The organism is Rhizorhapis sp. (assembly GCF_035276005.1).
GTDB lineage: Bacteria > Pseudomonadota > Alphaproteobacteria > Sphingomonadales > Sphingomonadaceae > Rhizorhapis.
Genome location: NZ_DATEMB010000018.1, coordinates 39,994 through 51,964 on the forward strand (window position 1 = coordinate 39,994; position 11,971 = coordinate 51,964).

Here is an 11,971-nt window from a genome sequence, read left to right on the forward strand (position 1 = left end):
TGTTCCTCTCCCTCAGATCTCGAAATTGATCATCTGGGCCATGATGAAGGCGCCGATGGACATCCAGCCGAGCCCGCCAATGCCCACGATCTGCATCAGCCCCAAGCCGAAGAGGCCAGTGGGATCGCCAGTGAAGAAGGGGGACATATATTCATAATTAATGTAGCAAATGAGCCCGAACACGATGAACGGCAGCGCGCCGATGATATAGGCCGAGGCCTTCGATTCCGACGACATCGCCTTGATCTTCAGCTTCATCTGCGCGCGTTTGCGCAGCACGTCCGCCAGGTTCGACAGCGTTTCGGCAAGATTGCCGCCTGTTTCCCGCTGAATGGCGAGCGAGATGACGAAGAACTGAAACTCCGGCGTTCCCAGGCGATCGGCTGTCTCCTGAAGCGCGGCATCCATTGTCTTGCCGATCTTGATGCGTTCGGTGATCATTTTGAACTCCTCGCCGACCGGACCAGGAAGTTCATGGGCAACGACGCCGAGCGTCTCCGAAATGGGTAGGCCCGAACGAAGCCCGCGAACCAGCAGTTCAAGGGCGTCGGGGAAGTTCACCGTGAACTTCAGGGTGCGCTTGTTGATCAGATGGCCCACGACCAAGTGAGGAAGGCCAAGGCCAGCAAACAGGCCAAGGAAGATAGCAAGCAGCGGCGCCCATCCGCGCAGCAGCAGGAATAGCGCAACGAGCACCGAAATGCCGGCGCTGGCGCTGGCATATTGCTTGAGTGTCCAGTTCTTCCCCGTCATCTTGATGCGCTTGTGCAACATTTCCGGGTTGGGAATCAGCGACGTCAAGACGCCATCGGTCTTCGGCAAGTTGGAAATGGCCTTGCGCATCTGCGCCTCAAGGACCGCAGCGCCTCCAGAATGCCGTTCCCGCAACATCTCGAGCCGGCGGGCTTGCGCCTTGGACGCGGACGGACCTGAAAACGCGAGGGCGAGCAACGAGAAGATGCTCGCCAGCACCGCTATCAACAGAATGAATTGCACGTTCGACATGCTCAGGTCCCGCTACTGTCCGGCCGTTTGGCCATTCCGGTTCATTTCTTCCTGTTCTTGGCGGGGATGATCGACTTGAGGTCCGTGATCTTGCCCAGCAAGGACTTTCCGCCCTTGGCGGTGGACGGCGACTCCTGTTCATCGATCGCACCCATGGCAAGGGCCATGGTGCTTTCAAGGGCGTGCCCCGCCTTGGAAGCTTTCCCTGTCTCGGCCAGCGTCTTTCCGAGCTTTGCTGCCTGGGCAGCAAGCTTTGCGTCTGCCGGAATGAGCACGTCCACCTTGCGTTCGATCGACTGCTCGAAATCCTTCCGGCTGATCTCCAGCGCACTGGCATGAACGCGATTGGCGACCACGATCACCTTGGTTCCGGGCGCGTTGGATTTCAGCCAGGACAGGATACGGATGCAATCGCGCGCCGCGGCCAGCGTCAGTTCGGTCACCACGACCGTCGCATTGGCGTCGTTGATGAGGTGCGGATATTGGATCAGTATGTTGCGCGGCAGGTCGATGACGCTGCATTCAAAAGCGCTGCGAAATTCCTCCTGGAGCTGAAAGAAGGCGGTTCCGTCTGTCATCATCGGCTGGCTGATGGGCGCTTCGGCCGACAGGATCGCCAGCTTCTCGCTCGCCTTCACCATGGCGCGCTCGATGAAGAGACCGTCAATGCGGCTGGGATTTTCGATGGCATCGGTCAGACCACGGCCCGGCTCCAGGTCCATAGCAAGCGCGCCTGTCCCGAAATGCACGTCAAGGTCGAGCAGTCCCGTCAGGCGGTCGCCTTTGGTGCTGAGCAGCCAGGCGAGCGAAGTTGCCACGGTCGAGGCGCCCACGCCGCCGCGCACGCCAATAACGGCGGTGGTGAGGTGCGGCCGCTCATTGACGATATCGGCAACCTTTGGCGCGTTGAACACCGCCTGGGCCTGCGCAAAGGCTTCCCGAAGCATGTCAGGGCTGAACGGCTTCAGCAGATAGTCCTGCAGGCCGCTGGCGATCAGGTCGCGATATAGACGGACATCATTGACCTGACCTGCTGCGATCACCACCGTCCCAGGTTCGCACACTTCGGCAAGGCCGTTGATGTCGTTGAGCGGATCGCCGGACTCCGACATATCGACAAAAAGAATGTTGGGGCTTGCCGACACGGAAAGCGACTGGACCGCATTACGCAATCCGCCCTTGTGCACCTTTTCAGGTGACCAGCCCATTTCGGAGCAGATCATGCGGACAAGGTCGAAGCTTGCGTCGTCGCAGACAAAGGCGCTGAACGGTTCACGCAACGCGGCCGTGCCACCGGGTCTCCAAGGAGCGTTCATCAATTGCCTCCCGCCGTCAGGGTTTTAAGGTCGCCAGCGCCAGTATTGGCCTTGTCTTGATAGGTCTTAATGGCCTTGGTGGCGGCTGTAGGGGCGCGGCTGATCGCGCCCGGCTGACCGAGCACAAGATCCTGGGGATTGGCGACCATCCCCGCGAGATTGCCGTTGATGGCGCAGCCGTAATTGCTGGACGTCCCGCCGATCAGATCGCTTTCCTGCTTGCTCCGCCAATCCGGGCAGCCGGGCACGGTCGCCACCGAACGGCTTACCACAATGCGGATAGAGCCCCCCGGCACCGATCCTGATGTCACAGGTGCGGCATCGCTCAGCAACAGCCCGTAATTTCCGAGCAACCTGGAAATGCTTTCCTTGGCACTGACGGCGTGGCTGGAATCCCCATCTGCGGAGACCCGATCGCCATAGCCGAGATTGATGGAGGAGAACCAGCCGTCCAGCCGTTCCCGCTCGCTTGCCGGCAGATCGCCGCCGGGTGTGGGGTAAACGTCAAAGACATAATCCGAGCGGCTGACCACCGGCTGATGGACCGAGTCCATGCTGCGATTGACGGGGCCGACCTGACAGGCGGCGATCGGCAATACCATCGCTGCCACTAAAGGCAGGGTCGCTGCGCGCTTTAAGAAGGGCTTGTGCATGAAAATGGTCCTTCCCATCAGAAGCTGAAGCCGGGCGCTGCCTTGCCGGCATCCGTACTTTGCCTGCGGCGTTCGCCCGTTATGGCGGGTGGCGTCGCAGCGCCGACCTTTGGCTGTGCCGGGGGCGCAGGCTCGACCGTCGGTTCAGGACGCTTGGCGCCGCTTACCCCGTCGCTCTGCTGCTGCAGGAGCAGCCCCTGCATGTCCGTCGCATTGCGGAAACCGTCGGTTGGCAGGCGGATGTCCTGCGCATTCACCGGTTTCACCAAATAGGGGGTGATCACGATCACCAGTTCCGATTCATTGCGCCGGAACTGCTTGGACTTGAACAGGCTGCCCAGGATCGGAATGCTGCCCAGGCCGGGCACCTTGTCGACATTATTGGCGGTGTCGTTGTTGAGCAGTCCGGCGATCATGAAACTCTGGCCGGAGCCGAGTTCGACCGTCGTCTCAGCCGAACGGCTCTTCAGAGCAGGCACCTTGGAATTGATCGAAAAATCGAGTTCCGACACCGTCGGCCGAACGCGCATCGAAATGCGGCCGTCCGACAGCACGGTCGGCGTGAAGGCGAGTTGGACTCCAAATTGCTTGAACTCGATCGAATTTCCCTGAAGCCCGTTGGACACTTCATAGGGATATTCGCCGCCAGCCAGAAAGCTGGCGGTCTCGCCGGACAGCGACGTCAGATTGGGTTGCGCCAGCGTGGTGGCAAGACCGGTCGTCTCGGCAAGATCAAGCGCCCCGGCAATGTCCATGCCGAGCAGGCGGGCGACGCCGCCGATAGTCGTGCTGCCATCGACCGGATTATTGAAGGTTCCGCCGCCATTTTCATTGAATGTAACGAAATTGCGGTTGCCAGAGCCGATATTGCCGACCCACTTGCCGAAACCGGGATCACGGCTTGCAAAGTTCGTCCCGATCTTGTGCATGAAGGTGCGGCTGACTTCCGAGATCTTGACCTGCAGATTGACCTGCAGCGGGGTCGCGGTGCGGAGGCGGCTCACGACCTGCGTGTCCTTGCCGACAAAGGCTTGCACCAGCCGTTCGGCTTCGGCAGCATCTTCGGGCGCCTTGACGGTACCGGTGAGCAGGACCAGGCCGTTCATGGTGCTGACCTGAATGTCGGCTTCCGGCATGGCAAGGCCTAGCATCTGGTCAATGCTCGACAGATTATTGCCGACCCGCACGGTGCCTGAGTAAAGGATCTTGCCGGTCTTGCTCGTCACGAACAGATTGGTCTCGCCTGGCGCCTTGGCGATCAGGTAGAGTTGCCGTTCGGAGCGGACATGCACGTCCAGCACTTCCGGATTGGCGATGACGACGTCGGACATCGGCGCGGAAAGGTTCACCACCCGGCTGCCGCCGACAGAGAGGACCAGGGCCTCCTGACCGGCATTCGTCCTTGTCTGCGCGCTGGCGAGTTCGGCAGGGGCGCCGGCCGCTGTGGCAAAGGCAAGGGCGGCGGCGATGGCCGTGCCGCTGAGGCGGCGCCCTTTGGACTTCATGAAGTTCATCTTACTTTCCTCCGACCGGAACCACGGTGACAGCGGTTCCGCGTGCGACGCGAACGACAGGGCCAGCTACCGCGACCAGGCCTGAGGGACCGGCTACGGCGGTGGCAGCGCCGCCAGCCTCAGCGGCTTTTCCGGGGACCGAACGGCGCTGGAAGCGCGAAACGTCGGCGCCGGTCGCAAAGGTGGAGCCCTTGTCGACGGGACGGCTTGCGACGGCCAGCATCATCCGCTTTTCAGCAGCGGGATCGTCGCCTTCAGGAACATCCACGTCGCCTGCCGCAATGGCCTGTTCCAGCTCAGCCGTGTTGTCGGCGATGGAACGCAGGGACAGGGACAGCGAACCGATGGTCTGAGCCACGGCAATCTTCTCGGCAATCTTGGGCGTAACCTCCAGCGTGACATTGGAGTAGGTCACGACCTGCTGCTTGCCGTCCTCGCCGACCGCATTGGTCCGCTGGTCCGTGGCAAGGACGCGCAGGTTGCGCATGATAGTTTCCGACACCTTGAGCGCTTCTCCATCGCCGCCGCCCGCGACCGACTGCGTCAGGACAAGGTCCACCCGGTCGCCGGGAAAGACAAAGCCCGCAACAGAGCTCTGGGCGGACACCGGAACGGTCACGGCGCGCATGCCGGGGCCAAGCGCGGCGGCGAGGAAGCCGCGATCGCCGGGCTTCACCAGCGAGCCCTGGGTCAGCGGCTGGCCCGCGGTGATGCCATTGCGAACCACTGTGCCGGCAAGCGAGGCCGGATCTGTTTCGCCCTTCAGGAAATAGGCTTGTTCGACCAGTTCCTTGGGCCAGGGCTGGAAGCGGAAACTGTCTGGCTCGATGATCGTGCCGACTGGCAGGGCGCGGGTTGCGACCAGCACCTGCGGGCCATCCTGGGCGGGCTGCATATTGGCGGCAGTCGCCTGGGGCGCGCCGGAATTGCCGAACATGCTGCGGGCCATGAAAGCGGTCGCGATCGCGATAATCAGCGCTCCGGCCAGCAAAATGATCTTCTTAGCATCCATGACGAATGTCGCCTCCTGAACACGGGTCGATTGCCTCTCGCCGACCGTTCTTACGCAAAATGGTTAAAATACCGTTCGCCAACGACCCATAGGCCCGCCAGCGCTATGGCGACGCCATAGGGGATCTCCGGCCGGCCCATGCGGCGTCCGATCCTGTGGTGCAGGACCGTGACGGCGGTGACCGCTCCGCCGAGCACTGACATGACGACCAGCAGGGTCAGCATGGGCTGAAGTGGAAGCCACAGCGCCAGGGCACCCAGCAGCTTCACATCGCCGCCGCCCATCATGCCGAGCGCGAAAAGCAGCGCGAATGAGATGAAGACCACCGCCGCTAGCGCAAGCTGAAGGGCCATGCCAGGCCAGGGCGGAAGGCCGGTTGCAATCCAGAATAGCGGTGCAAGAGCGGCCACCGCGATATTGAGACGGTTTGAAATGACCCGGCTCTTGATGTCCGTGATCGCTGCAATGACGAGCAGGGCGGAAAGCACCGCTGCCAGGGCGAAGATGAAAAACTGCCTGTCCATCCCAGATAGGGCTAGACGATTTGCCTTACCAAACCGTAACCATGATCTTATGAATTCCTTTACGCGGGAAAACCGTTCCTATCCGCCAGATAGCATTGTCGATCGCTGGCTGACGCCCGACGGGTGGCCGCTCCGCCGTTTTCATTGGAGGGCCGCAGCGGCACAGCAACGGGGATCCATCCTGTTCCTGACCGGCAGGGGCGACATGTTCGAGAAATATCTGGAAGCCTTTGCCCATTTTCGTGCAGCAGGCTGGAACATCACCAGCTTCGACTGGAGAGGGCAGGGTGGGTCCGGGCGCGTTTCCGAAGCCAGCCTGCCGCATGGCGGTTTTGACGTGATGGCGGACGATCTGGGCCATTTCTATCGGCAATGGATAAGTGAAGGACCAGGGCCTCACGTCTTGATCGGCCATAGCATGGGTGGGCATCTGTTGATCCGTGCGCTCGCTCTTGGGCTTGTCGCTCCCGACGCGGCGGTGCTTGTCGCGCCCATGCTCGGGATCAGCGGCGGCTTGGTCCCGCCATGGCTGGGCGCTGCGGTCTCGCGCTTTATGTGCCGGGTTGGAAATCCGGCGCGGCCTGCCTGGAAGGATATGGAGAAGCCGGGCATCGGCGAGGCTGGAAGGCAGGCATTGCTGACCCATAGTGCTGAACGCTATTCCGACGAATTGTATTGGCATCAAACGATGCCGGAGCTGAAACTGGGTCCTCCCAGTTGGCATTGGCTGCGGGAGGCCTATAGCTCCCTTTCCATGATGGCAGAGTCGGGGACATTGGAACGCATAGATACGCCGCTGCTGATCCTTGCTGCGGAAAAGGACAGGCTGGTCGATACCGCCGCCATTTGCCGCGACGCGGCCCGGATCAGGGATTGCCGCCTGCACGTCTATGGGGCTGAAGCTGCCCATGAGATTTTGCGAGAGGCCGATCCCGTTCGGCTGGATGCTCTGCATTGCATCGATGCCTTTCTGGACGAAGTGGCGCCAGCGAAGTGAACCGGCATGATGTTGTCATCATAGGGGCAGGAATGGCGGGCGCCAGTCTGGCGGCCGAGATCGCGCCGCACCTGTCGGTGTTGTTGATCGAGATGGAAAGCCAGCCGGGCTATCATGCCACTGGCCGCTCCGTCGCTTTTTGGAGCGAGAGCTATGGCGGCCCCGGCGTGCAGCCGCTGACTACTGCCTCTGGTCCTTTCCTCCGCCAGCCGGAACCCGGTTTCGGGGAGTACTCCTTCCTGAATGACCGGGGGGCGATCCATTTGGCGCGGGCGGAAGATGCGCGAGCGGCTGATGCCTTCCTCGCAGAATATAAGCCGCTCGGGATCGAACTGTCGGAGTTGGACAGGACTGCGCTCGAGAGCCGCATCAACGGCCTGCGCCCCACCTGGACCAACGGTATCGCCGAACCGAGCACAGCGGACATTGACGTAGCGGCGCTGCATGCCGCCTATCTTGCAGCAGCGCGCCGGTCAGGAGCAAAGCTCGCGGTTGGAAACCGCCTAGTCGCTGCGCAGCAGACGGCGGGCCAGTGGCAATTGGAAACATCCGTAGGCCCGGTGCAGACAAGCATCCTTGTCAATGCCGCTGGCGCCTGGGCCGATCAGGTGGCGCGTCTCTGTGGCGTCGCTCCCATCGGGATAAAGCCTTTGCAGCGAACCGTGGTCCAACTTCGGACAGATCCAGCGCCTCCCGCCGACCTTCCGCTCATCATCGATATTTCAGGGCGCTTCTATTTCAAGGTTGAAGGTTCGGGGCGCCTGTGGCTCAGCCCGCATGACGAAACGCCCATCGACCCCTGCGATGCGGCGCCTGAGGAACTGGCAGTAGCCGAGGCCATCGACCGGTTCGAGCAGGTAGTCGATTGGAAAGTGCAGGCCGTCGAACGCAGATGGGCTGGCCTGCGCAGTTTCGCACCTGACCGCCTCCCGGTTTACGGCTTTGATCCGCTTGCCAGGAATTTCTTCTGGTTTGCGGGTCAGGGCGGCTTCGGGATACAGACTGCTCCGGCAGCAGCAAGGCTGGCAGCGTCGCTGCTCCTCAACCAGCCGCCACATGTGAGCGTGGCCGCTATTGATCCTGAGCCTTATGATCCCGGCCGGTTCGAATGATCAACCGGAGTTTTGCGCGTTAGATCAGGGCCATTTTCCCGTTCAGGCCGAGCCTGTCGAAGGGCTAGCTTTCCCGCAAGGAAGACCCTTCCACAAGCGCGGGCGAACGGTTCTGGTCGGACGCGGATGCCCTAACGGCGTGACAACTGATCACTGATGCTGACGCCCAGCAAGGCGAGGGAGAAAAGGCCTATCGCAGCTATCACCATGGCGGGATAAAATTCGGCAATCATTCGGGTCTCCTCTGGAAATCGAGGACCAGCATTGCCGTTAATTCGGATGCAGGCATTGATCCTGATCAAAATCCGGTCTCCGCCATCTCCTTTTTTCCTCCTCTGGCTAAAGCTTTCCCGTGCCCAACCGATCTTGGCGAAGACGCGGGAATATCGCGCGCTCAACGGGGTTACGTCCTGTTAACCATTGTCTTTGAGAACTGCTTTCCATGGCTGCCGTGGGAGCGGTCAGAGGGGGTATAATAAAATGATCGCATGGTTCGCACATATGGCGCCCATACGTCAGAAGTTGACGGTCGCTTTCGGGTTCTTCTGTTCGCTGATCTTTGTTACTGCCGTGCTGGCATATCTCGGGCACGGGCAAGTTGGAGACGCACTTGCCGCCAAGGATTTGGCGGCTGCGCAGGCCGCCAATGACGGTATGCTGAGCTGGGCCTCTATCTTTGCGGCCCTTGGCGTGGTCATCGCATTTCCCCTGGCCTGGTACGCTCGTGGAGTGATTGCCGATCCCTATTCTTCCCTCTTGCAAGACATGGAAGCCCTCGCCGCAGGCAATAGACAGGTGCATATTTCCCTGACGGAAAGGGAAGACTGCGCCGGCCGCATGGCGCGTGCGCTGGTCCGGTTGAGGGATCATGGGATGCCGCTTGATCATGGCGCCACTAGCAATGCCGACAAGCTGGATGGGGTAGTGGCAGCTCTGGGCGACGGCCTGCACCGCTTGGCCCAGGGGCAGGTCGATCATCGGATCGCAACCCCTTTCCCGACCGAACTTGAGCAGCTTCGGATCGACTATAACCGTGCAACGGCAGAGCTGGGCAAGACGCTTCAGGCGGTTACGGAAACGGCGGACAGCATCAGCACCGGGTCCAACGAAATCAGCTCGGCCGCCGAGGATCTTTCCCGCCGGACCGAGCAGCAGGCGGCCTCTTTGGAGGAAACCGCCGCGGCCACCAATGAAGTGACCTCCGGGGTCCGCGAGATCGCTCAGCGGGCCGTCAGCGCCAACATGGCGGTCAATGAGGCGCACCGGGAAGCGTCTGATGGCGGCCAAACCGTGTCGCGCGCCGTGACCGCGATGGACGGCATCGAAAAATCCTCGCAGGAAATCGCCCAGATCATCAATGTGATCGACGGCATCGCATTTCAGACCAATCTGCTGGCGCTGAATGCAGGGGTCGAGGCGGCACGCGCCGGCGATGCGGGCAAGGGCTTTGCCGTGGTCGCCAATGAGGTCCGTGCCTTGGCCCAGCGTTCCGCTGACGCTGCTCGCGACATCAAGATCCTGATCACCACCAGTTCCGAACAGGTGGCGAGCGGCGTTCATCTGGTGGGGCAAACAGGGCAGATGCTGGAACGCATCGTTAGCAAGGTCGGCGAAGTTCGCGGCCTCATTAACGACATTTCTGCCTCGACTGAAAACCAGGCAGCGAACCTGCAGCAGGTGAACAGCGCCGTGGGCGACATGGACCGTTCGACCCAGCAAAATGCAGCCATGGTGGAGCAAAGCACTGCTGCCGCGCGCAGTCTCGCTTCGGAAGCGGGCCAGCTTTTGAAGCTTGTCGCCAGCTTCAACGTCGGCAGGTCCGGCGGAGCAGCCCGCAAGGCACCTCGACCGGCGGCGCCCAGACTGGTTCGCAAGGCGGCGGCTCCCGCCTTCAGCGGCAACGCCGCTTTGAAGCCTGCATCAGCCGACGACGACTGGGCCGAATTCTGACTGGCCGGGGTGGCGCCAATTCGTGCGCCGCCCCGCCGCCCCTTCCTCAAAAATTCTTGAGCGCGGCCGTTATCCAGGCTGATCGAAACAGAAGGAATGCGTATGACAAGCGAAACGAGCTCTAGGGAAAAGCTGGACCGCCGGCTTTCTTTCTATGGCTTTGACCGGAACGATTATGAGCAGTTTCCGGCCATCCGGAAACTGCTCGGCCGCCACGTGGCTGCAGCGCTGGACAAGCTTTACGAACGCATTTCCCAAACTTCCGAAACTGACGGCCATTTTCCCTCGCGCTCGGCCATGCAACAGGCGCGCACCCGGCAGGCCGACCACTGGGACGAGCTTTTCTCGGGCGCTCCCTCCACCCGCCATTATGAGGCTGCGGAGAAGGTTGGCGCGGTTCATGCCCGCATCGGGTTGGAGCCGAGCTGGTATATCGGCGGTTACGCGCTGGTCCTGGAGCAACTGATCGCTGCTGCCGCAGGAAGCGGAATTACTGGCCCACTTGGCCAGAAGGCTGTTGCGAAAAGGATCGCGGCGCTGGTCAAGACGGCCTTGCTTGACCTCGACATAGCGCTCACCGCCTATTTCGAAGCGGAACAGGCGGATCGCGATCTGGTCGTGCGGCAGATGGGGTCCATGCTCAGGAAAATGGCCGCTGGCGACCTTTCCGTTCGACTGCACAACCTGCCCCCTGCCTATGCGCAGGTTGCGGCTGACTTCAACAGCATGGCAGAGCAGATGTGCGGCGTGCTGGGCTCCGTCGCCAACAGCGCCGAAAGCGTGCATAGCGGCTCAGCCGAGATCAGCGAAGCGACGGAGGACCTGTCCCGCCGCACCGAACAGCAGGCTGCGGCGCTCGAACAGACGGCTGCCGCAATGGATCAGGTCACCAACTCGGTCAGGGAGATCGCGCAGAGCACCGTCGAAGTGGGAGAAGCCGTCACCGACACTGAGCGTCAGGCGACGCTGGGCGGTGACGTCGTCAAAGAGGCGATCAGCGCGATGGATGCCATTGAGAAATCATCCTCGCAGATCGGCAATATCGTGACAGTGATCGATGGCATTGCGTTCCAGACCAACCTGCTTGCACTTAATGCGGGGGTTGAGGCGGCGCGTGCGGGTGACGCGGGCAAGGGCTTTGCTGTCGTCGCCAATGAGGTTCGCGCGCTCGCCCAGCGTTCGGCCGATGCCGCTCGCGACATCAAGGAACTTATCGTTTCTGGTTCCGGGCAGGTGGAAAATGGCGTCCGGCTTGTGGGCCGGACGGGCGAGGCGCTCGACAATATCATGGTGAAAATCGGCGAGGTTCGCTCTCTGGTGTCGGAAATCTCCACCACTGCCGAAAGCCAGGCGGCCAATCTTCAACAAGTGAACAAGGCTGTCCGCGAGATGGACAAGAGCACACAGCAAAATGCCGCCATGGTCGAACAGGGCACAGCGGCCGCTCGCAGCTTGACCTCGGAAGCAGATCAACTCGCCCGGCTCGTCAATGGCTTCGAGATCGGCGGTGGGGCCATGCCGGAGATCCGCATGCCCGGCAAACCCGCCGCCATCCGCGGCCGCCGGGCCGGATAACAGGATAAGAGGGGATAGGATCATGAAGACCATAAATCTGCCCGATGTAGTGGACCGGACTGTCGCAACCGGCCTGGCGCTTGAACTGTCGGATGTCCTGGGCGGCAATGGCGGCCTTGTCATCAACGCCGAAAAGGTGCGGCAGATCGGCCAGTGCGGCCTTCAGCTACTGGTGAGCGCTGCGATGACCTCGATACGGCGGGAACAATACTTTTCCATCGCTGATCCAAGCGAGGCTTTCGTAGCCGCTGTCCGCATTGCCGGCCTGCAGCGTCATCTTTCCGGCCACGCCGTGCAGGCGCTTTGAGGGGGG

11 protein-coding genes are annotated in these 11,971 nt (G+C 61.5%); 5 read left to right on the forward strand and 6 right to left on the reverse strand.

Translation table 11 applies throughout. The features are described from left to right. Positions 1 to 12 precede the first annotated feature (12 nt). From VJS46_RS05415 to VJS46_RS05440, 6 genes are read right to left on the reverse strand one after another with little or no spacing between them, the layout of a single operon-like run. Positions 13 to 1,005: a type II secretion system F family protein gene (locus VJS46_RS05415; protein WP_324058324.1), complete on the reverse strand. Its 993-nt coding sequence runs from the start codon at positions 1,003 to 1,005 to the stop codon at positions 13 to 15. Positions 1,006 to 1,046: 41 nt separating this feature from the next. Further along, positions 1,047 to 2,321, reverse strand: a complete 1,275-nt coding sequence (locus tag VJS46_RS05420; RefSeq protein ID WP_324058325.1) for a pilus assembly protein CpaE — start codon at positions 2,319 to 2,321, stop codon at positions 1,047 to 1,049. Continuing rightward, positions 2,321 to 2,974, reverse strand: a complete 654-nt coding sequence (locus tag VJS46_RS05425; RefSeq protein WP_324058326.1) for a CpaD family pilus assembly protein — start codon at positions 2,972 to 2,974, stop codon at positions 2,321 to 2,323. Before VJS46_RS05425 ends, VJS46_RS05420 begins: the two co-directional genes overlap by 1 nt. Before the next feature lie 17 nt (positions 2,975 to 2,991). Next, positions 2,992 to 4,488, reverse strand: a complete 1,497-nt coding sequence (locus tag VJS46_RS05430) for a type II and III secretion system protein family protein (protein WP_324058327.1) — start codon at positions 4,486 to 4,488, stop codon at positions 2,992 to 2,994. Between the two features lies 1 nt (position 4,489). After that, positions 4,490 to 5,500 (reverse strand): Flp pilus assembly protein CpaB, encoded by a 1,011-nt coding sequence (gene cpaB, locus VJS46_RS05435; protein ID WP_324058328.1) that lies wholly within the window; start codon positions 5,498 to 5,500, stop codon positions 4,490 to 4,492. Between the two features lie 50 nt (positions 5,501 to 5,550). Next, positions 5,551 to 6,024, reverse strand: coding sequence for an A24 family peptidase (locus tag VJS46_RS05440; protein WP_324058329.1), 474 nt, complete (start codon positions 6,022 to 6,024; stop codon positions 5,551 to 5,553). A gap of 49 nt (positions 6,025 to 6,073) precedes the next feature. Between VJS46_RS05440 and VJS46_RS05445 the strand changes: the two genes are divergently transcribed. The 5 genes from VJS46_RS05445 to VJS46_RS05465 all read left to right on the forward strand — a co-directional run bounded on the left by VJS46_RS05445 (position 6,074) and on the right by VJS46_RS05465 (position 11,965). Then, a complete protein-coding gene (locus tag VJS46_RS05445) occupies positions 6,074 to 7,021 on the forward strand; it encodes an alpha/beta hydrolase (RefSeq protein ID WP_324058330.1) in 948 nt (315 codons plus the stop codon). Continuing rightward, positions 7,018 to 8,133, forward strand: coding sequence for an FAD-dependent oxidoreductase (locus tag VJS46_RS05450; protein WP_324058331.1), 1,116 nt, complete (start codon positions 7,018 to 7,020; stop codon positions 8,131 to 8,133). The genes VJS46_RS05445 and VJS46_RS05450 overlap by 4 nt, the downstream gene beginning before the upstream one ends. A gap of 480 nt (positions 8,134 to 8,613) precedes the next feature. Beyond that, entirely contained in the window at positions 8,614 to 10,083 is a 1,470-nt protein-coding gene (locus VJS46_RS05455) for a methyl-accepting chemotaxis protein (protein WP_324058332.1), read from the forward strand. Positions 10,084 to 10,185: 102 nt separating this feature from the next. Further along, positions 10,186 to 11,658 carry a methyl-accepting chemotaxis protein gene (locus VJS46_RS05460; RefSeq protein WP_324058333.1) on the forward strand — a complete coding sequence of 491 codons (1,473 nt, stop codon included), beginning with the start codon at positions 10,186 to 10,188 and terminating at the stop codon, positions 11,656 to 11,658. A gap of 22 nt (positions 11,659 to 11,680) precedes the next feature. Continuing rightward, entirely contained in the window at positions 11,681 to 11,965 is a 285-nt protein-coding gene (locus tag VJS46_RS05465; protein ID WP_324058334.1) for an STAS domain-containing protein, read from the forward strand. Positions 11,966 to 11,971: the final 6 nt, after the last annotated feature.

Excerpts from the sequence above, each read along its gene's own strand:
- VJS46_RS05430 (WP_324058327.1), bottom strand. The coding sequence starts at position 4,488 with ATGAACTTCATGAAGTCCAAAGGGCGCCGCCTCAGCGGCACGGCCATC.
- VJS46_RS05445 (WP_324058330.1), top strand. The coding sequence starts at position 6,074 with ATGAATTCCTTTACGCGGGAAAACCGTTCCTATCCGCCAGATAGCATT.
- VJS46_RS05440 (WP_324058329.1), bottom strand. The coding sequence starts at position 6,024 with ATGGACAGGCAGTTTTTCATCTTCGCCCTGGCAGCGGTGCTTTCCGCC.
- VJS46_RS05425 (WP_324058326.1), bottom strand. The coding sequence starts at position 2,974 with ATGCACAAGCCCTTCTTAAAGCGCGCAGCGACCCTGCCTTTAGTGGCA.
- VJS46_RS05465 (WP_324058334.1), top strand. The coding sequence starts at position 11,681 with ATGAAGACCATAAATCTGCCCGATGTAGTGGACCGGACTGTCGCAACC.
- VJS46_RS05455 (WP_324058332.1), top strand. The coding sequence starts at position 8,614 with ATGATCGCATGGTTCGCACATATGGCGCCCATACGTCAGAAGTTGACG.
- VJS46_RS05420 (WP_324058325.1), bottom strand. The coding sequence starts at position 2,321 with ATGAACGCTCCTTGGAGACCCGGTGGCACGGCCGCGTTGCGTGAACCG.
- VJS46_RS05460 (WP_324058333.1), top strand. The coding sequence starts at position 10,186 with ATGACAAGCGAAACGAGCTCTAGGGAAAAGCTGGACCGCCGGCTTTCT.
- cpaB (WP_324058328.1), bottom strand. The coding sequence starts at position 5,500 with ATGGATGCTAAGAAGATCATTTTGCTGGCCGGAGCGCTGATTATCGCG.
- VJS46_RS05415 (WP_324058324.1), bottom strand. The coding sequence starts at position 1,005 with ATGTCGAACGTGCAATTCATTCTGTTGATAGCGGTGCTGGCGAGCATC.